20 protein-coding genes and 4 pseudogenes are annotated in these 25,484 nt (G+C 64.0%); 11 read left to right on the top strand and 13 right to left on the bottom strand.

Translation table 11 applies throughout. The annotated features are described in order from the left end of the window. Window positions 1-20: 20 nt before the first annotated feature. From ftsX to ftsY, 3 genes and pseudogenes are all read right to left on the bottom strand, one after another. Window positions 21-1,052: a permease-like cell division protein FtsX gene (gene ftsX / locus LN139_RS23275; protein WP_236357331.1), complete on the bottom strand. Its 1,032-nt coding sequence runs from the start codon at window positions 1,050-1,052 to the stop codon at window positions 21-23. Continuing rightward, window positions 1,049-1,720 carry a cell division ATP-binding protein FtsE gene (gene ftsE / locus LN139_RS23270; RefSeq protein WP_236357329.1) on the bottom strand — a complete coding sequence of 224 codons (672 nt, stop codon included), beginning with the start codon at window positions 1,718-1,720 and terminating at the stop codon, window positions 1,049-1,051. Before ftsE ends, ftsX begins: the two co-directional genes overlap by 4 nt. Next, window positions 1,717-3,083, bottom strand: a pseudogene (gene ftsY / locus LN139_RS23265) (signal recognition particle-docking protein FtsY). Before ftsY ends, ftsE begins: the two are co-directional and overlap by 4 nt. Before the next feature lie 224 nt (window positions 3,084-3,307). Between ftsY and LN139_RS23260 the strand changes: the two are divergent. The 4 genes and pseudogenes from LN139_RS23260 (at window position 3,308) to LN139_RS25950 (ending at window position 7,698) form a co-directional block, all read left to right on the top strand. After that, window positions 3,308-4,660 carry a M16 family metallopeptidase gene (locus LN139_RS23260; RefSeq protein WP_236357327.1) on the top strand — a complete coding sequence of 451 codons (1,353 nt, stop codon included), beginning with the start codon at window positions 3,308-3,310 and terminating at the stop codon, window positions 4,658-4,660. Continuing rightward, on the top strand, window positions 4,657-6,105 hold the full coding sequence (locus LN139_RS23255) for a M16 family metallopeptidase (protein ID WP_236357324.1): 1,449 nt from the start codon (window positions 4,657-4,659) through the stop codon (window positions 6,103-6,105). Before LN139_RS23260 ends, LN139_RS23255 begins: the two co-directional genes overlap by 4 nt. Next, a complete protein-coding gene (gene rsmD, locus LN139_RS23250; RefSeq protein WP_236357322.1) occupies window positions 6,105-6,695 on the top strand; it encodes a 16S rRNA (guanine(966)-N(2))-methyltransferase RsmD in 591 nt (196 codons plus the stop codon). Before LN139_RS23255 ends, rsmD begins: the two co-directional genes overlap by 1 nt. An 89-nt stretch (window positions 6,696-6,784) precedes the next feature. After that, window positions 6,785-7,698 (top strand): annotated as a pseudogene (locus LN139_RS25950) (YheT family hydrolase). Here the strand turns inward: LN139_RS25950 and LN139_RS23235 are convergent. Next, window positions 7,680-8,534 (bottom strand): sulfurtransferase, encoded by an 855-nt coding sequence (locus LN139_RS23235; protein ID WP_236357318.1) that lies wholly within the window; start codon window positions 8,532-8,534, stop codon window positions 7,680-7,682. The pseudogene LN139_RS25950 and the gene LN139_RS23235 overlap by 19 nt on opposite strands. 57 nt (window positions 8,535-8,591) lie before the next feature. Beyond that, complete coding sequence (locus LN139_RS23230) at window positions 8,592-9,251, bottom strand: TetR/AcrR family transcriptional regulator (RefSeq protein ID WP_236357316.1); 660 nt, start codon at window positions 9,249-9,251, stop codon at window positions 8,592-8,594. Between the two features lie 146 nt (window positions 9,252-9,397). On the opposite strand from LN139_RS23230, the gene coaD reads away from it, so the two are divergent. Both coaD and LN139_RS23220 read left to right on the top strand, forming a co-directional pair. Next, complete coding sequence (coaD, locus tag LN139_RS23225) at window positions 9,398-9,877, top strand: pantetheine-phosphate adenylyltransferase (protein ID WP_236357314.1); 480 nt, start codon at window positions 9,398-9,400, stop codon at window positions 9,875-9,877. Between the two features lie 92 nt (window positions 9,878-9,969). Then, window positions 9,970-10,224 carry a YfhL family 4Fe-4S dicluster ferredoxin gene (locus LN139_RS23220; RefSeq protein WP_236357312.1) on the top strand — a complete coding sequence of 85 codons (255 nt, stop codon included), beginning with the start codon at window positions 9,970-9,972 and terminating at the stop codon, window positions 10,222-10,224. 3 nt (window positions 10,225-10,227) lie between these two features. Here the strand turns inward: LN139_RS23220 and LN139_RS23215 are convergent, their stop codons facing one another. The 4 genes from LN139_RS23215 to LN139_RS23200 all read right to left on the bottom strand — a co-directional run bounded on the left by LN139_RS23215 (window position 10,228) and on the right by LN139_RS23200 (window position 12,902). Next, window positions 10,228-10,572: a multidrug transporter gene (locus LN139_RS23215; RefSeq protein WP_236357310.1), complete on the bottom strand. Its 345-nt coding sequence runs from the start codon at window positions 10,570-10,572 to the stop codon at window positions 10,228-10,230. A gap of 98 nt (window positions 10,573-10,670) precedes the next feature. After that, entirely contained in the window at window positions 10,671-11,483 is an 813-nt protein-coding gene (gene mutM / locus LN139_RS23210) for a bifunctional DNA-formamidopyrimidine glycosylase/DNA-(apurinic or apyrimidinic site) lyase (protein ID WP_236357308.1), read from the bottom strand. A 1-nt stretch (window position 11,484) separates the two neighbouring features. Further along, window positions 11,485-12,297, bottom strand: coding sequence for an HDOD domain-containing protein (locus LN139_RS23205; protein ID WP_236360584.1), 813 nt, complete (start codon window positions 12,295-12,297; stop codon window positions 11,485-11,487). A 200-nt stretch (window positions 12,298-12,497) separates the two neighbouring features. Then, window positions 12,498-12,902 carry a hypothetical protein gene (locus LN139_RS23200; protein ID WP_236357306.1) on the bottom strand — a complete coding sequence of 135 codons (405 nt, stop codon included), beginning with the start codon at window positions 12,900-12,902 and terminating at the stop codon, window positions 12,498-12,500. A gap of 220 nt (window positions 12,903-13,122) precedes the next feature. Here LN139_RS23200 and LN139_RS23195 point away from each other — a divergent pair. From LN139_RS23195 to ilvD, 3 genes and pseudogenes are all read left to right on the top strand, one after another. Further along, window positions 13,123-14,318: pseudogene (locus LN139_RS23195) on the top strand (class I SAM-dependent rRNA methyltransferase). A 148-nt stretch (window positions 14,319-14,466) separates the two neighbouring features. After that, the gene (locus tag LN139_RS23190; protein WP_236357304.1) at window positions 14,467-15,636 is read left to right on the top strand and encodes an MFS transporter; all 1,170 of its coding nucleotides are present in this window, start codon (window positions 14,467-14,469) and stop codon (window positions 15,634-15,636) included. A 206-nt stretch (window positions 15,637-15,842) separates the two neighbouring features. After that, window positions 15,843-17,681 (top strand): dihydroxy-acid dehydratase, encoded by a 1,839-nt coding sequence (gene ilvD, locus LN139_RS23185; protein WP_236357302.1) that lies wholly within the window; start codon window positions 15,843-15,845, stop codon window positions 17,679-17,681. A 42-nt stretch (window positions 17,682-17,723) separates the two neighbouring features. Here the strand turns inward: ilvD and LN139_RS23180 are convergent, their stop codons facing one another. The 3 genes from LN139_RS23180 to LN139_RS23170 all read right to left on the bottom strand — a co-directional run bounded on the left by LN139_RS23180 (window position 17,724) and on the right by LN139_RS23170 (window position 20,396). Then, on the bottom strand, window positions 17,724-18,782 hold the full coding sequence (locus LN139_RS23180; protein ID WP_236357300.1) for a haloacid dehalogenase-like hydrolase: 1,059 nt from the start codon (window positions 18,780-18,782) through the stop codon (window positions 17,724-17,726). A gap of 53 nt (window positions 18,783-18,835) precedes the next feature. Further along, complete coding sequence (locus LN139_RS23175) at window positions 18,836-19,783, bottom strand: polysaccharide lyase family 7 protein (RefSeq protein ID WP_236357298.1); 948 nt, start codon at window positions 19,781-19,783, stop codon at window positions 18,836-18,838. 100 nt (window positions 19,784-19,883) lie between these two features. Next, window positions 19,884-20,396 (bottom strand): dihydrofolate reductase, encoded by a 513-nt coding sequence (locus LN139_RS23170; RefSeq protein ID WP_236357296.1) that lies wholly within the window; start codon window positions 20,394-20,396, stop codon window positions 19,884-19,886. 56 nt (window positions 20,397-20,452) lie between these two features. On the opposite strand from LN139_RS23170, the pseudogene LN139_RS23165 reads away from it, so the two are divergent. Further along, window positions 20,453-21,819 (top strand): annotated as a pseudogene (locus tag LN139_RS23165) (DUF2868 domain-containing protein). Next, window positions 21,812-23,194 carry a DUF3482 domain-containing protein gene (locus LN139_RS23160; protein ID WP_236357294.1) on the top strand — a complete coding sequence of 461 codons (1,383 nt, stop codon included), beginning with the start codon at window positions 21,812-21,814 and terminating at the stop codon, window positions 23,192-23,194. Before LN139_RS23165 ends, LN139_RS23160 begins: the two are co-directional and overlap by 8 nt. Here the strand turns inward: LN139_RS23160 and LN139_RS23155 are convergent. Further along, a complete protein-coding gene (locus LN139_RS23155) occupies window positions 23,166-25,412 on the bottom strand; it encodes a heavy metal translocating P-type ATPase (protein ID WP_236357292.1) in 2,247 nt (748 codons plus the stop codon). The two genes, LN139_RS23160 and LN139_RS23155, sit on opposite strands and share 29 nt — an antisense overlap. Window positions 25,413-25,484 lie beyond the last annotated feature (72 nt).

Raw genomic sequence — 25,484 nt, 5'->3', positions numbered from 1 at the left:
GACGTCAAAAATTCAACCGATCAGCGCGGCGCCAGCTCTCTCAGATGCTTGGCGACGGCGATCCACGCCCCGATATACCCCAACAGGACGGCCCCAAGCAAGAGCGAAACCCCATCCGAAGCGGGGACGCCGCCGAGTGCGAAGTCACTGCCATACAGTTCCGATAGCCCTACCACAGACTGGTTCAACCAATTCAGCCCGTAGGCCAGGATTGCCCAAGCGAAGATACCCGCACCAAAGCCGTAGATCGCACCCATATAAAGAAAGGGCCGGCGCACATAGGCGTCTGTGCCTCCCACCAGCTTGATCACCTCGATCTCGACCCGGCGGTTCTCGATATGCAGGCGGATTGTGTTACCAATTACTAGCAAAAGCGCTGAAATCAGCAGCACAGCCAGGCCGAAGATAAAACGGTCACCCAATTTGAGAATGGCCGCCAGCCGCTCCACCCACACAAGATCCAGCTGCGCCTGCTGCACCTTGGGCAAACCGGCCAGTTGCTCTCGCAAGGACTCAAGCGCGCTCTTGTCGACTTCCAGCGGGGTGACGACGACGGTGCCCGGCAGCGGGTTGTCAGGCAGCTCCTTGAGCGCCTCACCCAGCCCCGACTGCTGCTGGAACTCCTTCAGCGCCTCGGAACGGCTGATGTACTCGGCTTCGGCAACGCCGGAGAGCGATTTGGCCCGGGCGACCAGCGCCTGCCCGTCGGCGTCGCTGGCGTTGATGTCCATGTACAGCGAAATCTGCGCTGCACGTTGCCAGGAGCCGCCGAGCCGCTCGATGTTCTTGAGCAACAGCGAAAGCCCCATGGGCATGCTCAGCGCCACGGCCATCACCAGGCAGGTGAACAGGCTGCCGAAAGGCTGCCGGCCAAGGCGCTTGAAACTGTCGGCGATGCTCGCGCGGTGGCTTTCGAGCCAGGCGTGGAACAGCGTGCCGAAATCTGGCCCCTCGTCATCACCCTTGCGGGGCTTTTTTTCCTTGGGCGGCTGCGGGTCTGCGGCCTTGGGCGCGACGCGATCAGACATCTTGGGGTTGCGAGTGGCACTCATTGGCCTGCCTCCCCGTCGCCGATCAAGCGGCCACGCTGCAAAGTGAGCATGCGGTGGCGCATGCGGGCGATCAACGCCAGGTCGTGGCTGGCGATCAACACGCTAGTGCCGAGCCGGTTGATATCTTCGAATACGCCCATGATCTCCGCTGCCAGCCGAGGGTCGAGGTTACCGGTGGGTTCGTCGGCCAGCAGCAGAGCAGGCCGGTGAACGATCGCGCGGGCGATGCCGACCCGCTGTTGCTGGCCGGTCGACAGGTCGCCAGGGTAGAGGTCGCCTTTTTCACTCAATGCAACGCGGTCGAGCGCGGAGTCGACGCGCTTGGCGATTTCCGGCTTCGAAAGGCCCAGGATCTGTAAAGGCAGCGCGATGTTGTTGAACACCGTGCGGTCGAACAACAACTGATGATTCTGGAACACTACACCGATTTGCCGGCGCAGGAACGGGATCTGCGCGTTGCTGATCTGGCCAAGGTCCTGCCCGGCGAGCAGCAGCTTGCCGCTGGTAGGCCGCTCCATCGCCAGCAGCAGGCGCAGCAAGGTGCTCTTGCCGGCCCCGGAGTGGCCTGTGACGAACAGGAACTCGCCACGGCGCACACGAAAGCTCAGCTCGTGCAGGCCCACGTGGCCATTGGGGTAGCGCTTGCCGACCTGCTCGAAACGAATCATGCCCGCTCCCGTTCAGCGAACAGCGCCTGTACGAAGGGCTTGGCCTCGAAGGTGCGCAGGTCATCGATGCTTTCGCCCACGCCGATGTAGCGGATCGGCAGGTTGAACTGCTTGGCCAGAGCAAAAATCACACCGCCCTTGGCAGTACCGTCGAGCTTGGTCAAGGCAAGGCCGGTGAGCTCTACCGACTGGTTGAAATGCTTGGCCTGGTTGATCGCGTTCTGCCCGGTGCCGGCGTCGAGCACCAGCAGCACTTCGTGCGGGGCCGACTCGTCGAGCTTGCCCATCACCCGGCGAACCTTCTTGAGCTCTTCCATCAGGTTGTCCTTGGTGTGCAGGCGCCCGGCGGTATCGGCGATCAGCACGTCGATGCCACGGGCTTTTGCAGCCTGCAAGGCATCGAAGATCACCGAGGCGGAGTCTGCGCCGGTGTGTTGTGCGATCACCGGGATACGATTGCGCTCGCCCCATACCTGCAGTTGCTCGACTGCTGCGGCGCGGAACGTGTCGCCTGCGGCGAGCATGACCTTCTTGCCCTCGAGCTGGAACTTGTGCGCCAGCTTGCCGATGGTGGTGGTCTTGCCGGCGCCATTGACGCCCACCACCAGGATCACGAACGGGCCAGGGCTTGCCGGAATCTGCAACGGCTTTTCGACAGGCTCGAGCATGCTCGCAAGCTCCGCCTGCAGCGCGCCGTAGAGCGCCTGAGCATCGGTGAGCTGCTTGCGCGCGACCTTCTGAGTAAGGTTGCGCACGATCACCGAGGTGGCTTCCACGCCGACGTCTGCGGTGAGCAAGCGGGTCTCGATTTCGTCGAGCAGGTCATCGTCGATAGCCTTTTTGCCCATGAACAGGCTGGCCATGCCTTCGCCAATGCTGGCGCTGGTCTTGCTCAGGCCTTGCTTGAGCCGAGCGAAGAATCCAGCCTTGGCGGGCTCCGGGGCGGGCTCCGGCGCGGCCGCAAGGGCGGGGATAGGGGGTTCAGGCTCTGGCTCGGCGGCCGAGTGCGCTGGCGGCAGCGGCGCAGGCTCGGGTTCAGGCTCGAACGCGACGGGCTCTTCGACCACAGGCAACGCAGGCACGCCCGCTGCCTCAGGTTTCAGAGCTTCGACAGGTTCGGGCTCCGGCTGAGCTTCGATAACCGGCTCAGGGGCCAGTACCGGCTCCGGCGCCAGAGCCACCGCTTGCTCAGGGAAACTTCGGCAGCCGAAGGCTCAGGCTCGGCGGCCGGCTCGGGCTCTGGCAAAGGCTCTGGCTTGGGCGCTACAGCCTCTTCCTGGGGCTTCTTGCGCCACCAGCCGAACAGGCCTTTTTTTTCAGCGGCCGGGGCCGAGGCTTTTTTGTCGTCGTTGGAACCAAACATGGAAGATGGCTATCTCACGCTAGCGAAACGCCAGTGCGGCGTTTCGAGGAATTCTCGACATCGCAGAACAGACTGCGTTTTACCCGGCACGTTCACGAGTAACGTTTTGTTCAGGTGATTGGCGGGATATCCGCTGACGCAGGCGCGGCGGAAGCAGTATCCTAGCACCTCATCGCCCTGCCGCGCTAAGCCCGGTTAGGCCCCTCGACAGGTTTGGATTCCCCATGAACGCATTAGCACGCCGCCTCGCAGGCCTGCTCGCCGGCGCGGTTTGCCTGCCCCTGGCGGCCTTTGCCGCAGAGCCCCAACCCACCACCGAATTCACCCTCGCCAACGGCCTCAAGGTCGTGGTGCGCGAAGACCACCGCGCGCCAATCGCCGTTTCGCAAGTCTGGTACAAGGTCGGCTCCAGCTATGAAACCCCGGGCCAAACGGGCTTGTCGCACGCGCTGGAACACATGATGTTCAAAGGCAGCAGCAAATTGGGCGCGGGCGAAGCCTCGCGCGTGCTGCGCGACCTCGGCGCCGAGGAAAACGCTTTCACCAGCGACGACTACACCGCGTATTACCAGGTGCTTGCCCGCGACCGCCTGCCGGTCGCCTTCGAGCTCGAGGCCGACCGCATGGCCACCCTCGCCCTCCCGGCCGATGAATTCAAGCGCGAGATCGAAGTCATCAAGGAAGAGCGGCGCCTGCGTACCGAAGACAAGCCCGCACAGAAAGCCTTCGAGATGTTCAAGGCTGCTGCCTACCCGGCCAGCGGCTATCACACCCCTACCATTGGCTGGATGGCCGACCTCGATCGGATGTCGATCGACGACCTGCGCCACTGGTACCAGAGCTGGTACACCCCCAACAATGCCACGCTGGTGGTCGTCGGCGACGTGAAGCCCGACGAGGTCAAGGCCATGGCGGAAAAATGGTTCGGCGGCATCCCGCGCCGCGATACGCCGCCGGCCAAGCTGCCGCTGGAGCTGGCAACGCCCGGCGAGCGCCTGCTTACGCTGCACGAACGCACTCAGCTCCCCAGCCTGATCATGGGCTTCAACGTGCCAGGCCTGGCCACTGCCAGCGATCCGCGCAGCGCCAACGCACTGCGCCTGATCGAAGCACTCCTCGACGGTGGCTACAGCGCGCGGCTGTCCTCGCGCCTGGAGCGCGGTCAGGAACTGGTATCGGGTGTTTCAGCCAACTACGACCCGTTCAATCGTGGTGACAGTCTCTTCACGCTCAGCGCCACTCCGAATGTGCAGAAGCACAAGACCCTCGCCGACGTCGAAAAAGGCCTCTGGCAACAGCTCGACGAACTCAAGGCCAAGCCGCCTGCCGCGCAGGAGCTTGAGCGGGTGCGCGCACAACTGATCGCCGGCATCGTGTTCCAGCGCGACTCGGTGAGCAGCCAGGCCATTGCCATTGGCCGGCTGGAAACCGTCGGCCTGTCCTGGAAGCTGATCGACAGCGAAGTGGACGACCTGCAGAAGGTCACCCCCGAGGATGTCCAGGCTGCCGCTCGCGCCTTCTTTACCCGTGACCGCCTGACGGTAGCCCACGTATTGCCTCAGGAGGCCGCCCAATGACCCGACCACTGGCCCTCTCGACACTGCTGGCCGCCTGCCTGCTGGCCACCGGCGCGCCTGCACTTGCCGATGAGCCCGCACCCGCCCGAAAAGGCCTCGAAAGCGTTGCCCAGCTCAGCCAGGCCGCACCCGTGCACCGCGAGTTGAACGTTCAGCGCTGGACCACCGAAACCGGCGCCCGGGTAATGTTCGTCGAAGCCCACGAGCTGCCGATGTTCGATCTGCGCCTGACCTTCGCTGCCGGCAGCAGCCAGGACGGCGAGCAGCCCGGCCTGGGCCTGCTGACCAACGCCATGCTCAACGAAGGCGTGGCGGGCAAGAACGTCGAGGCCATCGCCCAGGGCTTCGAAGGGCTGGGCGCCGACTTCCGCAACGGCTCCTACAAGGACATGGCAGTAGCCACCCTGCGCAGCCTCTCGGCCGGCGACAAACGCGAGCCCGCCGTGCAACTGTTCAGCGAAGTGGTAGGCCACCCGACCTTCCCTGCCGACTCCCTTGCGCGCATCAAGAACCAACTGCTGGCCAGCTTCGAGTTTCGCAAACAGAACCCCGGCTATCTCGCCAGCAGCGCTTTCGCCGAACAGCTCTACGGCCAGCACCCCTATGCGCACAACAGCGAAGGCGATGCAAAAAGCGTGAAGGGCATCACTCAGGAGCAGTTGCGCGCGTTCCACAAGCGAGCCTATGCAGCGGGTAACACCGTCATCACGCTGGTCGGCGACCTTACGCTTGAACAGGCCAAGGCCATCGCCGAGCAAGTCTCCAGCGCGTTGCCAAAGGGCCCAGCCCTTGCGTTGATGCCTGAGCCGGCCGAGCCGAAACCTGGGGTGACCCACATCGAGTTCCCCTCCAAGCAAACCCACCTGCTGCTGGGCGAGCTGGGCATCCAGCGCGATGACCCTGACTACGCAGCCCTGAGCATGGGCGCGCAGATCCTGGGCGGTGGCGCCTTCGGCACCCGCCTGATGAGCGAGGTGCGCGAAAAGCGCGGGCTGACCTACGGTGTCTACGCCGGCTTCACCGCCATGCAGGCCAAGGGCCCGTTCAGCATCAGCCTGCAGACCCGCGCCAACCAGAGCCAGGGCACTCTGGAGCTGGTGCAGAACATCCTGCGCGACTACCTGAAGACCGGCCCCACCGAGCAGGAGCTGGCCGATGCCAAGCGCGAGCTGGCCGGCAGCTACCCGCTGACCAATGCCAGCAACGCAGCCATTGCCGGGCAGCTGGGCGCCATGGGCTTCTACAACCTGCCGCCGAGCTTTCTCGAAGACTTCATGAGCCAGTCCCAGGCGCTGACCGTCGAGCAGGTGCGTGATGCCATGAACAAGCATCTGGATGCGGGCAAGCTGGTGGTGGTGAGTGTAGGCCCGACCGTGGAGCAACAACCGCTGCCGGCACCGTCCGACAAACCGACCGAACAACCCATGGGCGTCCCGGAGCACTGATGGCTATTCCTCAAAAGGCCAAGGCCCACGGCGGCACCGGCCAACTGCGCATCATCGGCGGCCAGTGGCGCAGCCGCCGCCTGAGCTTTCCGGAAGGGCCAGGCCTGCGCCCCACTCCCGACCGGGTGCGCGAAACCCTGTTCAACTGGCTGGCGCCCTATGTAGAAGGCGCGCGGGTGCTCGACCCCTTCGCAGGTAGCGGTGCGCTGTATCTCGAGGCACTCTCACGCGGTGCGGCCATGGCTCTGGCACTGGATGCCAACACTTCTGCCATCGCCAGCCTGCGGCAGAACCTTGACCTGCTCAAATGCTCCAGTGGCCAACTGCTGCATGCCGATGCGCTGCGCTACCTTGCCAACCAGCCGGCTCACCCCTTCGACCTGGTGTTTCTCGACCCACCCTTCCACCAGAACCTGCTGGAGCCCACCTGCCAACTGCTCGAAAGTGAGGGCTGGCTCGCGACGGGGGCGTGGGTTTACACCGAAAGCGAGGCGGCGCCCTCCCAGCTTGGCTTGCCTGGCAACTGGCGGCTGCATCGGGAGAAGAAGAGCGGCCAGGTGCATTACGCCCTCTGGCAACGCGACGCCTGAATTCAATGGCAGCACTCCCCTCTTTCAGCCCGGCCTTCGGGCTGGGCAACCCGCACTTGCAAACGCTTTGGGGGCCGTTGTGGCGCAAGATGCCGCCGCTCGATCGGCAACGCGAGCGTTTATGGCTTGCCGATGGCGACTTCATCGACATCGACTGGCATGGCCCCCACGAAGCCCGTACGCCGCTTGTGCTAGTGCTGCATGGCCTCACGGGCTCTTCCAACTCGCCTTACGTCGCGGGCTTGCAGCGCACCTTGGGCGCTCAGGGCTGGGCCAGCGCGGCGATCAATTGGCGAGGCTGCTCGGGTGAGCCCAACTTGCTGGCGCGCAGTTATCACTCTGGCGCGAGTGAAGACCTGGCCGAAATCGTTTCATTGCTCGCCGCGCACAGGCCCATGGCGCCGCTCTATGCCGTGGGTTATTCGCTGGGGGCAACATCCTGCTCAAGTACCTGGGAGAAACAGGGGACAAATCCCAGCTTCAGGCAGCCGTCGCGGTGTCGGTGCCTTACCGCCTCGATCAGTGCGCCGACCGCATAGCATTGGGGTTTTCACGCATTTATCAACGCCACTTCATGCGCGAGATGCTCGGCTATCTGCAGCTCAAGCAGGCGCGCTTTCAGCAAGAGGGCCGCCTGGATGCGCTGGCCAGCCTGCGAGCCTTGGGCACGCTCGAGGGAATTCGTGATTTCTGGCAGTTCGATGGCCGCGTAACCGCGCCGCTGCACGGCTTTGAAAGCGCTCAGGATTACTACAGACAGGCGTCAAGCCGCTATTACCTGGGCGGCATCACCACACCGACGCTGTTGATCCAGGCCGAAGACGACCCTTTCGTGTTTCGCCACAGCCTGCCAGAGGCCAGTGAACTGTCGCCCTGCACCACCTTCGAACGCCACGCCTGCGGTGGGCATGTCGGCTTCGTCGAAGGCAGCCTGCGTGCTCCAGGGTATTACCTGGAGCGGCGCATTCCGCAGTGGCTGATGGCTCAGGCGCCTGTGGCCTGAGGCCGCTGCGGGTCGGTGATCCATTCGCTCCAGGAGCCGGCGTAGAGCTTGCCGAGCGGGTAGCCCGCCAGGCACATGGAGAACAGATTATGGCAAGCGGTTACACCTGATCCGCAATAGGCTACCAGTTGCTCCGGTGGCCGCTTGCCGATAGCCGCTGCAAAGCGTTTATGAAGCTTCTCAGGAGCGAGAAAGCGGCCCTGCTCATCTAGATTGCCGGTGAACACCAGGCACTGGGCGCCAGGAATGTGCCCCGCGACCGGGTCGATAGGCTCAACCTCCCCGCGAAAGCGCGCCTCAGCCCGTGCATCCAGCAAGGTCAGGCGCTCCTGCCCCAAGCGGTCGTGCAACTGCTGTGCAGTTACCACCATGCTGGCGTCAGGCTTGCCCGAAAAATGCCCATGGCCCTTTCGGGGCGGATCCAGACTCAGCGGCAGACGTGCTTCGTGCCAGGCCTTGATACCCCCGTCGAGCAGATAGACGCCACTGCGTTTGCCCAACCAGGCCAGTAGCCACCATGCGCGAGCGGCGTAAGCACCGTTGCCATCGTCGTAAAGCACCACCTGGCTGTCGGCATTCACCCCGAACGCTTGCAATCGCTCGAGCAGGTGCCCGGGCGTAGGCAGCGGATGCCTGCCGGTCACGCCCTTGACCACCTTGCTCGACAGGTCACGCTCCAGGTCGGCGAAATGGGCTCCTTCCAGGTGCCCCTCGTTGTAGCTGCGCCGGCCATAGTCGGCGTCTTCCAGGGAAAAGCGGCAGTCGAGCACGACCAGGTTGCGCTCGCTCAGGCGCGGCGCCAGGGCTTGAGGTGTAATCAGTTGCGCGATGGGCATGGTGATATAGGTTCCGGCAGATGCTGGGTTGATCGGCGGCGGCGGTACAAGTTCCGCTTAGCCGAGTCCTTGTTCATCTCCCATCATGAGCGGTGTGAAGAACTCGTCCATCAGACTTTCGACACCCCCTCGCCAGGCGGGCTGAACCAGGCCATGAATCAGCGACAGCACCTGGTAGCAACCGCGGCGGATCACGTCACGCTCCGGGGCCGGTTGCGGGCCACTCGTGCAGCGGTAACGCACCCAGGCAGTCAGCACGATCCACAGGTTGAGCGTAAGCGCCTCGGCCTGGCGCTCGCTCAGCACCACGACTCCCGCTTCGTTGAAGGCAGCCACCAGTTTGCCTCCCTGCGCCACGCATTGGCGGGAGAACACGCGATAGCGGCCGGCAAGCACCTCGTCGCTGGCGAGCAAGTGCTCAAGGTCCCGGTAGAAGAACCGGTATTGCCACAGCAGCTCCAGCAAGCTGGTCAGGTATTCGCTCAGGTCGCCAATACCGGGCGCGCGCCCCTCCGGCAATTGCATGGCCTTCCTGACCGCCGCCTGGTAGCGCTCGAACAATACCGCCACGATCGCCTGCTTGTTGGCGAAGTGGTAGTAAAGGTTGCCTGGAGATATCTCCAGGTGCGCGGCGATGTGGTTGGTGCTGACACTACGCTCGCCCTGCTGGTTGAACAGCTCCAGGCTGGCCTGGACGATGCGTTCAGGGGTCTTCATGCAGTAGAACTACCTGTCTGTTGAGGGCGCCTATCTTAGCCAGCGAAGCGGCCGATGCAAAAGCCGCGATTGGCAGGCATGCTTGGCCGGTGCCGGTTGCTACGCTACCATGCGACACCTCAACCGGCCTCGACCAGGACACCGCGATGAACCGAGTGTTGTACCCAGGCACCTTCGACCCGATTACCCGGGGCCACGGCGATCTGGTCGAGCGTGCCTCGCGCCTGTTCGACAACGTGGTAATCGCGGTGGCGGCAAGCCCCAAGAAAAACCCGCTGTTTCCTCTGGAGCAAAGGGTGGAGCTGGCGCGCGAAGTAACCAGTCACCTGCCCAACGTGGAGGTGATGGGGTTTTCGAGCCTGCTGGCCCAGTTCGCGAAGGAGCAGGGCGCCAACGTATTGCTGCGCGGGTTGCGGGCAGTTTCTGACTTCGAATATGAATTTCAGCTGGCAAACATGAACCGCCAGCTGGCACCGGACGTCGAGAGCTTGTTCCTGACCCCTTCGGAGCGCTACTCGTTCATATCCTCGACCCTGGTGCGAGAAATCGCGGCTTTGGGCGGTGATATCTCCAAGTTCGTGCACCCTGCGGTAGCCGAGGCACTCAAGGCGCGCTTCCCCACCTGAGCCACAGGCGTGCATCGCACGCCACAATGGGGCAAAATGGCGCCTGTCCGTTTTGCCTATGCCCGTGTGCGCAAGCCTGGGCCGGAGTCTCAATGTCCCTGATCATCACCGACGATTGCATCAACTGCGACGTCTGCGAACCCGAGTGCCCGAACGCTGCTATTTCTCAGGGCGAAGAGATCTACGTGATCGACCCGAACCTGTGTACCCAATGCGTAGGCCACTACGACGAGCCGCAATGCCAGCAGGTCTGCCCGGTAGACTGCATTCCCCTGGATGAAGCCCACCCGGAAACCGAAGAGCAGCTGCTGGAAAAATATCGCCGCATCACCGGCAAAGGCGCCTGAGGCTCAGCGCTGGCGGTTATAGCCGCTTTCGGTGCAACCCAGGCAGCGCACGAAGGCCGCTTTGCCAGGCTCCACCACCAATGCCCTGCCTGACGCACCGACATTGCCGCCCGCGGCAGTGAACGGTAGTGCAACCACGAACAGCCCTGCCCCCACCACTGTCGCCGCGATCAGCAAGGGCCGGGCGACGAGCAGGTCGCCGATCATGGCGTACGCCGGCGGGTTCTGAATCTGATACGTCGCATCCCCTGTTGTGCTGGATTCACCACTGAGCTCGGCCGACGCGGGCATGGCCTGGGCGGCCATGGCCAAAACGAGCGAAAGGGATAACACGCGAAACGGCTTCATGGCACGGTCCTTCTGCAGCGCGGGCGCATGGTGGAAATACACCTCACTATATCAGCGGCGTTGGGTTTGTCAGTGCTCGGTGCGTAGCCTGTATGTATTCATTTTTGGCACGTGCCGCAGAACACGCTCGCGCGCTGGCCCAGCCGCACCTCACGCAGCGCTCGCCCACACACCTTGCACGGTTCGCCGCCGCGGCCGTAGGCGAACAGCTCTTGCTGGAAGTACCCCGGCTGGCCATCGCCGCCGATGAAATCGCGCAATGTAGTGCCACCCCGCTCGATGGCGTTGGCCAGGATGCGCTTGATCTCCAGCGCCAGGCGCAAATAGCGCGCACGGGAAACGCCACCGGCCTCCCGGCGCGGATCGATGCCGGCGGCGAACAATGCCTCGGTGGCGTAGATGTTGCCCACGCCCACCACCACGGCGTTATCCATGATGAATGGCTTGATCGCCATCACCCTCCCCCGGGACAACGCGTACAACCGCTCACCGTCGAACAGGTCGGTCAGTGGCTCAGGGCCCAGGCTCTTGAGCAGGTCGTGCGCATGGGGGTCGGTGCTCCACAGCATCGCCCCGAAACGCCGCGGGTCGGTGTAGCGCAGGGCCATGCCCGACTCCAGCTCGATGTCCACGTGCTCGTGCTTGAGCGGCGGCTGGTCAGCCGGCACCAGGCGCAGGTTGCCGGACATGCCCAGATGGCAGATCAACGTACCGACTTCGGCATTGATCAGCAGGTATTTGGCACGCCGCTGCACCTCGACGATGCGCTGGCCTGAAAGCCGCGCGTCGAGATCTTCCGGAATAGGCCAGCGCAGGCGACGGTCGCGCACGATCACGCGGGTGACACGTTGGCCTTGCAGGTGTGGGGCGATGCCGCGGCGCGTGGTTTCGACCTCTGGCAACTCAGGCATGTCAGTGGCTACCCAGCTCGCGAATGTTCACCATCAGGTTATCGAAGTCGTACTCGGACAACCCCACATAGTCCAGCACCAGCGCACCGATCGCTTCCCACTCATGGTCCACGCTCTGCCCGCCGATCACCTGGTAGGAGGCACTGATGTGCTCGGCCATCTTCAGGATCGACAGCAGGTTCTTCAGTGGTGCCTGTCGAGGGGAATCGTCGGTGAACACCGCCAGCGCATTGTGATGGTTGGCGATGGCCGCGCAAACGTTCTCCGGCAGGCGCCAGGAGCGCGCGGTGTAATAGCCCACCACCGCATGGTTGGTATTGAGCGCGTCGTTTTCGCTATCGACTATTCGAGTCTCGGGGCCTGCATTGGCATAGGCCTGCTCGAGCACCTGCATGTAGTCGGGAAAGCGCTTGAGCATCAACGGCACGCCGCAATCGTGAAACAACCCCAGCGCGTAGGCCTCATCCGACGCCTGCGAACCCAGGCGCTTGGCGAGCGTGGCGCAGCAGTTGGCCACGTCCTGGGCGGTGTCCCAGAAGCGATTGAGGGTGACGATGGTCTCGTCGCTCATCTCGCCCTTGATCGACTGAGCGTTGATGAGGTTGATAACCGACCGGCTGCCCAGCAGGTTCACTGCCTTCTGGATCGAGGCAATGCGGTTGGTGAGCCCGTAGTGGGGCGAATTGATGACTTTGAGCAAGGCGCCGGAGAGGCCCGGGTCCTGCGCGATCAGCCGGGCGATCGCGTTCAGGTCGGGGTCGGGCATGTACTGCTCCATCTGCAGATCGACGAGAATCTGCGGTTGCGGCGGCACGCTAATGCCTTGCAACGCCTGTTCGATCTGCTCGGGGGACAACTCTAACGACATGATGGGGCTCCCATGGAGGAGCCATTCTACTCTCCCAGGCCACGATCGTGCAGGCCCATCTGTCCACATAATGCAGAGCGCCACCCACGCACAAGAAACAGTACCTCTACACTACCTGTGCCGGGCAACATCCAAGTTTTTCCTGATTATCCTTCATCACTTTCATACTTCGCCTTGAATGCCTGATACTGCGTGCGCCAAACGTTATCGGATAGAACCTTGCCGAGGCAGAAGTTATACATAAGCACCGTCTGAGCCAACTGATATTGCACCAACACTTCGAGAGCGCCCTTTTCATCAGGCGCCAGCTTGTTAAAAACATCGTCCATACTCTTTATGACCGAGCAGATTTCATCGCTCAGAGATTGCAGCTTCTCAACATACTTCTCGACAGCGCTACCACGCAGATGGTCAGCAGGTATATCTGCAGCCTTCCTGAAGTCGTATATCTCTTTCGCGCTGATAATATTATCAGCGACCAAATTCTGTATCTTCCGGTCAACCTCTTCCAAGGATGACCGTACTTTCAACCGCTGCTCTACAATGCTCATACAACCTCCTACCCAGTGTTATGTACTTTATTGATTTAAGCACTTAAAAAACAAACTCCAAGTGGCGCAACAACATTTTCAGAGCAGAGCTTGGCAAATACGTGTGTGCAGGCAATCCACCTCTCGACGGATGACGAGCAAGCAGCGAAGGTTGAGCAAAGTTATCCCTGCCGCATCGATTGGCTATATACTCCGTGCCTTTTACCCGGATGCTTTCCCGATGCCTCTCCCCAGCCTTCGCCTCAAAGCCAACGCCGACCGCCGCCTGCGCGCCGGGCACCTGTGGGTGTACAGCAACGAGGTCGACGTGGCCGCTACCCCGCTCAATCGCTTCCAGGCGGGTGACCAGGCAGTGCTCGAGGCCGCCAACGGCAAGCCGCTGGGCATCGTGGGGGTGAGCCCCAACAACCTGATCTGCGCGCGGATGCTGTCGCGCGATCCGAAGCTTGCGCTGGACAAATCCCTGCTCGTGCATCGGCTGAATGTGTGCCTGTCACTGCGCGACCGCCTCTTCGACAAGCCGTTCTACCGCCTGGTGTATGGCGACTCCGATCTGCTGCCGGGCCTGGTGGTCGACCGTTTCGGCGATTACCTGGTGGTGCAGCTGGCCTCAGCCACCATGGAAGCGCACAAGGATGACGTTCAAGCGGCTCTGGTGCAGGTGCTTCAGCCGCGCGGCATTCTGTTCAAGAACGACTCGTCCGCACGCGACGCCGAAGGCCTCGAGCGTTATGTCGAGACGGTGTTCGGCGTGGTGCCGGAGTGGGTGCCGCTCGAAGAGAACGGCGTGAAGTTCGAAGCACCAGTGATGCAGGGGCAGAAGACCGGCTGGTTCTACGACCACCGCATGAACCGCGCGCGCCTGGCGCCCTACGTCAAAGGCAAGCGCGTGCTCGACCTGTTCAGCTACATCGGCGGCTGGGGCGTGCAGGCCGGCGCATTCGGCGCCAGCGAAGTATTCTGCGTCGACGCCTCGGCGTTCGCCCTGGACGGCGTCGAGCGTAACGCCGCCCTCAACGGCATTGCCGACAAGCTCACCTGCGTGGAAGGCGACGTGTTCGAAGCGTTGCGCGAGCTCAAGGCCGCCGAGGAGCGGTTCGACGTGATCATCGCCGACCCACCTGCCTTCATCAAACGCAAAAGGATCTGAAAAACGGCGAAGGTGCCTATCGCCGCCTGAACGAGCAGGCCATGCGCCTGCTGGCGCGCGACGGCATTCTGGTCAGTGCTTCATGCTCGATGCACCTGCCCGAGGACGACCTGCAGAACATCGTGCTCACCAGCGCTCGCCATCTGGACCGCAACGTGCAGTTGCTCGAGCGCGGCAATCAGGGGCCGGACCATCCGGTACACCCGGCCATCGGCGAAACCCGCTACATCAAGAGCATGACCTTCCGCGTGCTGCCCAACAGCTGACAGCCAGGGGCCGCCAGGCTGATCGGCGGCCCCATTCCGGTGAGGCTTTTTTGGTAAAGTTTCCTACAGACCCGTGGGAATTGGCTGCTAGCGCAGGCCCAAAGCGGTTCTCTATCCTGCGTCTTTCTCTGCCAGCCGTACCGTGCCGATGAAACCCCACAACCGCAACGCCACGCTATTCCTGATCCTCACGCTCATCGTTCTGGGTGCCCTGCCGGTCGACCTCATCCTGCCTGCGCTGCCCGCAATCGCCAGCCACTTCGGCCTGGCCCTGCCTGATGCCGCACTTTCGGCCAGCCTGTACGCGCTGGGGATCGCCGCTGCGCAACCGTGGATCGGCAAGCTGGTGCAGCGCTGGGGCCGCAAGGCGGTCCTGGTCGCGGGGCTCGCATTGTCGGGTGTCGCGGCCGCTTGCATCGTGCTGGTCGAGCAGGGCTGGGCCATGCTCATCCTGCGTGCGGTGCAGGGGCTGGGTTGCGGCACGCTGGTGCTGGTGCATCACCTGCTCAGCGGCAGGGGCGAGCGCGGCAGGCGCCTGCTTGCTGCATTGGCGCTGCTGGCAGCGTTGCTGATCGCGGTCGCGCCCTTGGCTGGCGCGTGGCTGCAGGCGCATTACGGGTGGCAAGCGGTGTTCCTGGCGTACGAGTTCCTCGTGCTGTTCGCGGTGGGCCTCATGATCGGGGTACTCGAAGACACCCACAGCGCCCCACAGCCGGCGCCGGCCAGCTTTCGCCACGAGCTTGCACAACCTGGTGTCGCCGGCTATTCGGTGCTGGCGGGGCTCGCGTTTGCCTGCCAGTTCACCTCGTTGTTGGCCATCCCGGTCGTGGGCACTCTGGTGTACGCATTGCCGCCCTCTCAGGTCAGTTTCGCCCTGCTCGGCTATGGCATGGCGCTACTGGCCAGCGAGGCCATCGCCAGCGTGCTGGGCCAGATGCTCAGCGGTAACAACCCCATACGCATCGGGCTCGGGCTGGTGGCGATGGCCTCCGCCGCGTTGGCGCTATCGTTGCGCGAGGCCAGCCTGGCCTGGTTCCTGGCACCATTGCTGGCCTGCACGGTCGGCACCAGCCTGGTACGGGCCACCGCGTGCAGCCAGGCGCTGGAGCTCGCCAGCGATCGGGGCGCGGCCCAGGCACTGGGCAACAGCCTCACATTTGCCTGCGCCGGCCTGTTGAGCCTGGCAGCGTTGCAGATCGAGGCCGATGTGCGTGTCGGTGTGCTGGTGCTGTTCATCGCGGCCACGCTGGTCGCAGCGTTGCTGCTGGCATCGGTGACCGAACATCAGGCCAGTGATCGCGACGCCGTCAAGCTTTGATACAAGGGCGTTCATTCCACGGGCCGGCGGTGTAGAATCGAGGCATTCATCGCCATTCACCCCCCGGCGGGTTTATGAGCTCGGCCCAGGTACGCGGCGATCCCGCAACGCTTCGGCCCCACCCAGGCGGCTGGCTATCTGCCAACTCTGCCCAGGCCAGGAAAGCTCTCTCTCACTCAAACCTGATTAGCCGTCCGGAGTGCTTCATGCCCGACTATCGCTCGAAAACATCCACCCACGGCCGCAACATGGCCGGCGCCCGTGCCCTGTGGCGCGCCACCGGCATGAAAGACGACGACTTCAAGAAGCCGATCATCGCCATCGCCAACTCCTTCACCCAGTTCGTCCCTGGCCACGTCCACCTCAAGGACCTTGGCCAACTGGTCGCTCGTGAAGTGGAGCGCGCCGGTGGCGTGGCCAAGGAATTCAACACCATCGCCGTAGACGACGGCATCGCCATGGGCCACGACGGCATGCTGTATTCGCTGCCGAGCCGCGAGATCATCGCCGACTCGGTTGAGTACATGGTCAACGCCCACTGCGCCGATGCCATCGTGTGCATCTCCAACTGCGACAAGATCACCCCCGGCATGCTGATGGCCGCGCTGCGCCTGAACATCCCGGTGGTGTTCGTGTCGGGCGGCCCGATGGAGGCCGGCAAAACCAAGCTGGCCAGCCATGGCCTGGACCTGGTCGACGCCATGGTCATCGCCGCCGACTCCAGCGCCTCCGATGAAAAGGTCGCCGAATACGAGCGCAGCGCCTGCCCCACCTGCGGCTCCTGCTCCGGCATGTTCACCGCCAATTCGATGAACTGCCTGACCGAAGCCATGGGCCTGTCGCTGCCTGGCAACGGCTCGATCCTGGCGACCCACGCCGACCGCGAAAAGCTGTTCCTCAAGGCTGGCCGCACCATCGTCGAGCTGTGCAAGCGCTACTACCACGACAACGACGAGTCGGTGCTGCCGCGCAACATCGCCAACTTCAAGGCGTTCGAGAACGCCATGACCATGGACATCGCCATGGGCGGCTCGACCAACACTATCCTGCACCTGCTGGCTGCAGCCCAGGAAGGCGAAGTGCCGTTCGACCTGCGCGACATCGACCGCCTCAGCCGCACTGTGCCGCAGTTGTGCAAAGTGGCGCCCAACACGCCCAAGTACCACATGGAGGATGTACACCGCGCTGGCGGTATCTTCGGCATCCTCGGTGAGTTGGCCCGTGGCGGGTTGCTGCACACCGACGTGTCTACCGTGCACTCGCCAACCATGGCTGCGGGCATCGCCGAGTGGGACATCAAGGTCACCCAGAACCCCGACGTACTGGACTTCTACAAGGCAGGCCCGGCCGGCATCCCCACCCAGACCGCCTTCAGCCAGGCCACCCGCTGGGACAGCCTGGACGACGACCGTGCCGAAGGCTGCATCCGCAGCTACGAGAATGCTTACTCCAAGGAAGGTGGCCTGGCCGTGCTCTACGGCAACATCGCCCAGGACGGTTGCGTGGTGAAAACCGCCGGCGTCGACGAGTCGATCCACGTGTTCGAAGGCACCGCCAAGGTGTTCGAGAGCCAGGACGGCGCTGTACGTGGCATCCTCGCCGACCAGGTGAAGGAAGGCGACGTGGTCATCATCCGCTACGAAGGGCCCAAAGGCGGCCCGGGCATGCAGGAGATGCTCTACCCCACCTCGTACCTGAAGTCCAAAGGCTTGGGCAAGGCGTGTGCCCTGCTCACCGATGGCCGCTTCTCCGGCGGCACCTCGGGGCTGTCCATCGGCCATGCTTCGCCTGAAGCCGCTGCCGGTGGCGCCATCGGTCTGGTGCGTGACGGCGACAAGATCCTGATCGACATCCCCAACCGTGGCATCAACCTTCTGGTGGACGACGCAGAGCTCGCCGCCCGCCGCGCTGAACAGGACGCAAAAGGCTGGAAGCCCGCCGAGCCTCGCGCTCGCCGCGTGACAACCGCCCTCAAGGCTTATGCCTTGCTGGCCACCAGCGCCGATAAAGGCGCTGTCCGCGACAAAGCCCTGCTCGACGGTTGATGCTCCACCACACGGGGGCCAGCCAGGCCCCCGTGCCCCGCCTTACTGAATCTCTTCAGGCTTGACCACCACCCACTGCTTGTCTGCGGTCACCTGCAAACCCTCGGCCTTCTGCGCCTCAGCGTTCTTTTTGATCATCGCATCGAGCTGGTCCATGTACTTGGCCTTGCGGTTGATCCACAGGTGAATGCCGCCTTTGGCGGTATCGACACCGTGAAACAACATATAGCCATCACTGCTCGGTGTATCGCCGCCCACCAGCACCGGTTTTTTCCACTGGTCGATGTACGTCAGGATGGCCGCCTGTTTGCCTGCCATCCAGGTGGCGGGGGTCCACAGGTAAGGCGTCACCACCAGGCCCATGTTGGCCTTGGGATCATAGTGGCCGGCAGCAATCTGCTTCCGGGCCGTGGTCAATTCGCCGGTCTTGGGGTCCTTGAGCAGGGTGGTCACACCGATCACATTCTGCGGTTTCACGTTGTAGCCGTACTTCGGATCGGCAGCCACCATGCGCACCAGCTCTTCATGGGCGGCAGTCACCACGTACACCTCTATGCCGTTTTCCATCAGCTTGTTGTAAAGCTCGGCCTGGCCGGTGAATACCTTCGGCGGCTGCACTTCGCTGTTGACCACCTTGCCGCCCTCGAAATAGCTGACCGGCACCGGTTTGCCGGAGGCCATCAGCTCATCCACGTAGCCCTTGAGTTGTTCGAGGGTCAGGCCCGAGAACACCTGTGCCACCCAGGGATAGCAAACCATGTCGTCGATTTCGCAAAGCCGGTAGTAGTAGCTGAACAGGCTTTCCTTGTGGCCGTCGACGTCCTTGAAGGGGATCAATTTCAAAGACGAGTCCAGATCCTCACGCGTCAGCACGCCTTTGTTTTCCAGGTAAGGCAGCAAGGACTCTTCGAGGTCGTAGCGGTAGCTGGTGTTATCCATGTCGAACACCGCGTAATTGCCCTTGTTGGCGTTGGCGGCAATCATGGCGTCGAGCTGCCTGGCCGCTTCGGCAGGCCAATGCTTGAGCTCGGTGGCAGCTTGCGCGGTGGCAGCCAGCGCGAGGCAGGCGGCAATGACGAGGGGCTTGAACAACGGCTTCATGGGCATCGCTCCGATGGGTAATCGGAGCACGCTAGCAGATCCGCAAGAAGCCGTTATTTCAGGAGCGACTTCCACCATCGCACGATCCAGGCGATCACGACTTGCCACCACGCCAGCGAAAGCGATCGCCCGCCAGGCTGGGGTTGCTTCAGTGCCTTGATACGCTCGTAGAGCAACGAACGCTCCTCATTGCTCAACAAGGGTTTGGCGAATTCGTCTATGAGGTCGGTGATGCGCTGCAGCTCCTTGGCCCGGTCAGCCGCATTGCCCAACACGGCAGCGCGGTCGATCAGCTTGGTCAGCACCAGGAAATTCAGCGGCCTGTGCGCCTCCAGCACTTCGAATAATCGCAGCTCGGTGCCGTCGCCGGCAGGCTCGCTCGCATGGCCCTTGTCGACCTGGTTATAGATGCCGGCATGAAACACATGAGGGCGTTTGGCACGAGCGCTGGAGAGTTGCTCTTTCAGCAAGGCAGTGCGAGTGCCCTGTTGAAAACGAATCTCGATCCACCCATCGGGCCATAAAGCCACACCAACACTGAACCGCTCTTTCAGGTCGATACGGTCGAACAATACCTTCTGAGGTGGGTCATCTTCGCCCCCGGTGCGCAGCCCCACCTTGAAGCTGGCGGTGAGGCCGCCGTCGCGGCTGTCGATGAAGCCTTTGAAGGTAGGGTCGTTGCCATCGTGGCAATGCGCCTGAATCAGGACGAACTTGCCGGCCCAGTTCACCCTGAGCACCTGAGCCGTAATCGAGACGCTGTGCTCGACAGCCACACCGGCCACATCGAAAGGGCCGCCCTTGAGCTCACATCGCGTGCGGTGAACGCTCTGGGTAGTGGCCCCACTGGTGGGCGCCCAAAGCCAGGCATGGTCGGCCTTGCAGCTCGCGAACTCCTTGACGTCCTCGACGCGCGTGCCGGGGACGGTCCAGGCCGTATCAGTGCCCGGCTTGGCCTTGGGAGTGGTGATATCGAAAGGAACCAGATCGAAGCGGGACATGAGCGCAGGCCTGTGCAGAGGGTAGAGGACAGCTCTGCTACACGCTAAAACGCCAGGCCCAGGCGCGAAACTGACAACCCTGTGAGGTAGCAGCAGGCTATCAGGCCCGCTCCCAGACCTCGAAGTGATAGGCCGGCTTGCCGCCCTCAGCAGGGTTGGGCGTATCTTGCACTTTCTGCCAGGCGGCGCGGTCGAACGCCGGGAACCAGGCATCACCTTCAGGGTTGAGCTCTACGCGGGTGAGATAAAGGCGGTCGGCCTGCGGCAGGCCCAGCGCATACAGCTGCGCGCCACCGATCAGCATGACCTCGCCAGCACCCTGCTCGCGTGCCCAGGCCTCGGCCCGCTCGATAGCCGCTGGCAGGCTGCCGAACACCTCTGCGCCATCAAGCGCCAGGCCGGGCTGGCGGCTGACGACGAGGTTGAGCCGCCCTGGCAAAGGCCTGCCGAGCGAGTCCCAGGTTTTGCGGCCCATGATGATGGGCTTGCCCAGGGTGGTGGCCTTGAAGTATTTGAAATCGCCCGGCAGGTGCCAGGGCATGCTGTTGTCGATGCCGATCACGCCGTTTTCGGCATGGGCGGCGATCAGGCTCAGGGGAAGTGACTTGTTCATGGCCGGAGCATAACAGAGCCGGCCTGGCGCAGGTTATGCTGCCCCGGCCGCCCTCGATGGAAGACGCTGTGACTGAACTGCAACGCCTCTGGTTGACCGAAGCCATTCATTGGCGAGAAACCCACGCCGGCCCCCTGGACGATGCCGAGGCCGTGCGCGTCGCGCGCCAGCAAGGCGGGAGCCTCGAAACACGCCTGCAAGGCCGCGCCCTGCATCTGGCCGAACGCCATGGGCTGAGCGCCGCGCTGCGCCGGTGGCGGCACGGTGCAAACCTGGCGCTGCTGCTGATGGCAGTGCTGGCCGTGCTCAGCGGTGCTGGCATGGCTGCTGCCGCCTTGGGTGACGGCACGCGGCCGGTGAACGTGTTCTGGGCAGTGGGCAGCCTGTTGGGCCTGAACCTGCTTATGCTCGCCCTCTGGCTGGGCGCCCTGCTGGCCGGCCAACGCCAGGCCGGCACCCTGGGCCGCGCCTGGCTGTGGCTCAGCGAAAAATGCGCCAGGGACGCCCAGGCCGCGCACCTGATTCCTGCGCTGATGCTGTTGCTGCAACGGCGCAACCTCACGCGCTGGCTGCTAGGAACGGCCGCCAATAGCCTGTGGCTGCTGTGTGCGGGGAGTGCATTTCTGACCTTGGCCCTGATGCTCGCCACCCGCCGCTATGGCTTCGTCTGGGAAACCACCCTGCTGGGCAGCGACACCTTCGTGAACCTCACGCAGGCACTGGGCGCGTTCCCGGCTGCGCTCGGTTTCAAAGTGCCCGATGCCGAGGCCGTGCGTGCCAGCGGCCAGAGCGCGATTGCAGGCGCGGGCCAGCCATGGGCAACCTGGCTGCTGGGCGTGCTGTTCTGCTACGGCGTGCTGCCCCGGGCACTGTTGGCTCTGCTGTGCTGGGGCCTGTGGCGCCAAGGCAAACCGCGGCTGGCCGTCGATACGGCGAGCCCCCTGGCACAAGCCCTGGCCGAGCGGCTGATGCCTACCAGCGAAGCCCTCGGCGTGAGCGATCCTGCTCCCGCACCTGCAGCGCCCGCCCTCTTGCCCAAACCCTATGGTGCCGGAAATGGCACCGTGGCCGTGGCGATCGAACTGGATGGCGAACATCCGTGGCCACCTCAGCTGCCCGGTGATGCCCACAATGCCGGGATCCTCGATGACCGCGCCTCGCGCAAACGCTTGCTCGAACAGTTCACCCAACACCCGCCGCAGCGCTTGCTGATCGCCTGCGACCCGCGCCGCTCCCCGACCGCGGCACGCTGGCGCTGCTGGGCGAGCTGGCCCGCTGCGCCACCCAGGCGCGTGTCTGGCTACTGCCGGCGCCAGCGGGCCAGGCCCTGAACGCCGAGCGGCTGGCCGACTGGGAAACGGCACTTGCCCAGGCGGGCCTGGAACAGGCCAACGTCCAATGGATGGAGGCCGATCATGGCTGATGCACTGAAGCTGGCCGTAGTCGGCCACACCAATGTCGGCAAGACCTCCCTGCTGCGCACCCTCACCCGCGATGTCGGCTTCGGCGAGGTGTCGCACCGGCCCAGCACCACACGCCACGTGGAGGGCGCGCGCCTGTCGGTGGATGGCGAAGCACTGGTGGAGCTGTACGACACCCCGGGCTTGGAAGACGCCATTGCCCTGCTCGATTTCTTCGACCGCCTCGACGGCCCCGGTGAACGCCTGGATGGCCCGGCGCGGGTCGAGCGCTTCCTGCAAGGCGGTGAAGCGCGCCAGCGTTTCGAACAGGAAGCCAAGGTGTTGCGCCAACTGCGCGCCTCCGATGCCGGGCTCTATGTGATCGACGCTCGCGAGCCGGTGCTGGCCAAGTACCGCGATGAACTGGAAGTGCTCGCCAGCTGTGGCAAGCCACTGCTGCCGGTGCTCAACTTCGTCGCCAGTGGCAGCCATCGTGAAGAACAATGGCAAGAGGCGCTGGCGCGGCTGGGGTTGCACGCGCGGGTGCGTTTCGACAGCGTTGCGCCGCCGCAAGACGGCGAGCAGCGCCTCTACGAAAGCCTCGCGCTATTGCTGGAGCCTGCGCGCCACACCTTGAAGCGGCTGGCCGACGACCATAAAGCACAACGCCGAATGCGCCTTACCAGTGCTCACCAGCTGATTGCCGCCTTGCTGATCGACTGTGCTGCCTGCCGCAGAGGCGTGAGCGAACAGGCGCAGGATCAGGCCACTGGCGCCCTGCGCCAGGCGGTGCGGCAACGCGAGCAAGCCTGCGTTGAAGCGCTGCTCAAGCTTTACCGGTTTCGCTCGGGCGATGCCCAGGCGTCGGACCTTCCCTTGCTCGATGGCCGCTGGGGCGACGACCTGTTCAACCCCGAAACCCTACGCCTGCTGGGCGTGCGCGTGGGTAGCGGCATGGCGGCTGGAGCAGCAGCGGGCGCTGGGGTCGATTTGATGGTGGGCGGCCTGACATTGGGCCTGGCGGCACTGGCCGGTGCCATTGCAGGCGGCGCGCTGCAGACCGCGCGGGGTTATGGCGGCCGCCTGCTGGGCAAGCTCAAGGGCGAGCGGGAATTGACCGTGGACGATGCCGTGCTGCGGCTGCTTGCGCTGCGCCAGCGGCAGCTGTTGCTGGCGCTCGATGCCCGCGGCCACGCTGCGCTCACTGCCGTGGCAGTGAGCAGCCCTGATGACGACCGCTGGCGCCAGGGCAAGCTGCCGGCCGAGCTCAACCGCGCGCGGGCGCATCCGCAGTGGTCGACGCTCAACCCCGGCGCCCGTCCCGATCAGCCCGAGCGCCAGCAAACGCTGGAGCAGCTGGCCGAACGCCTCAGCGCCGAGCCAGGCGAAGGCCGTTGAACACCACCAGCAGGCTCACGCCCATGTCGGCGAACACGGCCATCCACAGGGTGGCGTAGCCGGCCACCGCAACCGCCAGGAACAGCGCCTTGACCACCAGCGCCAAAGCGATGTTCTGGATCAGCACGGCGCGGGTGCGGCGCGAGAGCTGGATGAAGCTCGGGATCTTGCGCAGGTCATCGTCCATCAGCGCCACGTCGGCGGTTTCGATGGCCGAATCAGTGCCCGCCGCGCCCATGGCAAAGCCCAGGTCGGCGCGGGCCAGTGCCGGGGCGTCGTTGATGCCGTCGCCGACCATGCCGACAGTGCGGCCTTCGGCAACCAGCGATTCGATCACGGCCAGTTTGTCCTCTGGCAACAGGTCGCCCCGCGCCTCATCGATCCCCGCTTCGCGGGCGATGGCCTGGGCGGTGTGGCGGTTGTCGCCGGTGAGCATCAGGGTGCGCACGCCCAGGGTATGCAACTGCTCGATCGCCTCTCGGCTGGTCTGGCGCAGCGTATCGGCCACCGCGAACAGCGCCATCGGCCCTTCTGGCCCGCACAGCACCACGACCGTTTTGCCCTGGGTTTCGAAGCGCTCGAGGTGCGCCTCGAGCGCGGGCGAACAGACGCCCAATTCCTCGACCAGCCGATGGTTGCCAAGGTTGTAGAGAACGCCATCGTGCTCAGCACGCACGCCACGGCCGGGCAATGCCTCGAAACGCTCCACCGGAAGCGGTGATGCATCATGCGCCAGGGCTTGTGACACCGGGTGATCGGAGCGCGCCGCAAGGCTCGCCGCCAGTTGTCGCAGGCGCTCGGCCGGCAGGGTATCGATCAGCGGCATCCAGTCGGTCTGCACCGGCTTGCCGTGGGTGAGCGTGCCGGTCTTGTCCAGCGCCAGCACCGATAGCCGATGGCCGTTCTCCAGGTACACGCCCCCCTTGATCAGGATGCCGTGGCGAGCCGCAGCCGCCAGCGCGCTGACAATGCTCACCGGGGTCGAAATCACCAGCGCGCAAGGGCAGGCCACCACCAGCAGCACCAGCGCGCGGTACAGCCAGTCGAACCAGCCACCCCCCATCACCAGCGGCGGCAGCACGGCGATCAGCAAGGCCAGGCCAAACACCGCCGGTGTGTAGAAGCGCGAAAAGTTATCCACAAAGCGCTGGGTCGGTGCCCGCGCGCCCTGGGCCTGTTCCACCGCGTGGATGATGCGGCTCAAGGTCGAATCCTTGGCCAGCGCTGTCACCCGGAACTCCAGGCTGCCGGCCTGGTTGATGGTGCCGGCGAACACCCGGTCGCCAGGGTTCTTCTCCACCGGCAGGCTTTCACCGGTGATAGGCGCTTGGTCGATGCTCGAATGGCCGCTGGTGACCTCACCATCGAGCGCCAGCCGCTCGCCGGGGCGTACGCGCAAGGTTGCGCCGAGCGTTACGCTGGCGGCTGCCACTTCCTGCCAACTGCCATCGGGCTGGCGCAGGGTCGCAGTGGCAGGGGCCAATTGCAGCAACTGCCCGATGGCGTTGCGGGCGCGGGCCAGGGAACGCGCTTCGATCAGTTCGGCCACGGTGAACAGGAACATCACCATGGCCGCTTCCGGCCACTGCCCGATCAGCAGCGCGCCGGTCACGGCGATGCTCATCAGCGCGTTGATGTTCAGGTTGCGATGCTTGAGCGCGATCCAGCCTTTGCGCCAGGTGCCCAGGCCGCAGCCGGCGATCGCCAGCGCTGCCAATACGGCTGGCAGCCATGGCACACCAGGCACCAGCAAATGGGTGAGCTCCGCCGCCAAGGCGGCAGCCCCGCTGAGTGCCAGTGGCCACCAGGGTTTACGGGCAGGCTCTGGTGCAGGTGCTACATCGCTTTCAAGCGGCTGCGCGCTCATGCCGAGGCTGGCGATCACTTTGATGATCGGTTCGTCTGAGCCCAGGGAGTGGCGCACCGCCAGGGTGCGGTTGATCAAATTGAATTCAAGCGCGTGTACGCCGGGCTGCTTGCCCAGTGCTTGCTGGATCAGGGTCTGCTCGGTGGGGCAGTCCATCTGTTCGATACGGAAACGGCTCAGGGCGCCACCGGCATTGTCGTCCAGCGCTATCTTGGCCGGTGCATCACCGTGCGAACAGCAGCCACCATGAGCGTGCCCGTGGTCGTCGTTGCTGTGATCGTGGCCATGCGCGGTTTTTGAAACCGGCGCCAGAGGCTTGGGAGTGATGCGGGTAAAGGTAGGCTGGCTCATGCCGGGCAGGCTCCTGAAAAGGCAACTGTTGCCAAGTACACACCCTGTAGCCACTATAGGGTCAAGTCCCTT

The organism is Pseudomonas sp. KNUC1026, from assembly GCF_021650705.1.
Classification (GTDB): domain Bacteria; phylum Pseudomonadota; class Gammaproteobacteria; order Pseudomonadales; family Pseudomonadaceae; genus Aquipseudomonas.
Note: the sequence above shows the minus strand (reverse complement) of the source record. Positions and strands in the feature narration are given on the sequence as shown.

Bases quoted from the DNA above. Each gene is read 5' to 3' on its own strand.
- ftsX (WP_236357331.1), bottom strand. From the start codon at position 1,052: ATGAGTGCCACTCGCAACCCCAAGATGTCTGATCGCGTCGCGCCCAAG.
- ftsE (WP_236357329.1), bottom strand. From the start codon at position 1,720: ATGATTCGTTTCGAGCAGGTCGGCAAGCGCTACCCCAATGGCCACGTG.
- LN139_RS23260 (WP_236357327.1), top strand. From the start codon at position 3,308: ATGAACGCATTAGCACGCCGCCTCGCAGGCCTGCTCGCCGGCGCGGTT.
- LN139_RS23255 (WP_236357324.1), top strand. From the start codon at position 4,657: ATGACCCGACCACTGGCCCTCTCGACACTGCTGGCCGCCTGCCTGCTG.
- rsmD (WP_236357322.1), top strand. From the start codon at position 6,105: ATGGCTATTCCTCAAAAGGCCAAGGCCCACGGCGGCACCGGCCAACTG.
- LN139_RS23235 (WP_236357318.1), bottom strand. From the start codon at position 8,534: ATGCCCATCGCGCAACTGATTACACCTCAAGCCCTGGCGCCGCGCCTG.
- LN139_RS23230 (WP_236357316.1), bottom strand. From the start codon at position 9,251: ATGAAGACCCCTGAACGCATCGTCCAGGCCAGCCTGGAGCTGTTCAAC.
- coaD (WP_236357314.1), top strand. From the start codon at position 9,398: ATGAACCGAGTGTTGTACCCAGGCACCTTCGACCCGATTACCCGGGGC.
- LN139_RS23220 (WP_236357312.1), top strand. From the start codon at position 9,970: ATGTCCCTGATCATCACCGACGATTGCATCAACTGCGACGTCTGCGAA.
- LN139_RS23215 (WP_236357310.1), bottom strand. From the start codon at position 10,572: ATGAAGCCGTTTCGCGTGTTATCCCTTTCGCTCGTTTTGGCCATGGCC.
- mutM (WP_236357308.1), bottom strand. From the start codon at position 11,483: ATGCCTGAGTTGCCAGAGGTCGAAACCACGCGCCGCGGCATCGCCCCA.
- LN139_RS23200 (WP_236357306.1), bottom strand. From the start codon at position 12,902: ATGAGCATTGTAGAGCAGCGGTTGAAAGTACGGTCATCCTTGGAAGAG.
- LN139_RS23190 (WP_236357304.1), top strand. From the start codon at position 14,467: ATGAAACCCCACAACCGCAACGCCACGCTATTCCTGATCCTCACGCTC.
- ilvD (WP_236357302.1), top strand. From the start codon at position 15,843: ATGCCCGACTATCGCTCGAAAACATCCACCCACGGCCGCAACATGGCC.
- LN139_RS23180 (WP_236357300.1), bottom strand. From the start codon at position 18,782: ATGAAGCCGTTGTTCAAGCCCCTCGTCATTGCCGCCTGCCTCGCGCTG.
- LN139_RS23175 (WP_236357298.1), bottom strand. From the start codon at position 19,783: ATGTCCCGCTTCGATCTGGTTCCTTTCGATATCACCACTCCCAAGGCC.
- LN139_RS23170 (WP_236357296.1), bottom strand. From the start codon at position 20,396: ATGAACAAGTCACTTCCCCTGAGCCTGATCGCCGCCCATGCCGAAAAC.
- LN139_RS23160 (WP_236357294.1), top strand. From the start codon at position 21,812: ATGGCTGATGCACTGAAGCTGGCCGTAGTCGGCCACACCAATGTCGGC.
- LN139_RS23155 (WP_236357292.1), bottom strand. From the start codon at position 25,412: ATGAGCCAGCCTACCTTTACCCGCATCACTCCCAAGCCTCTGGCGCCG.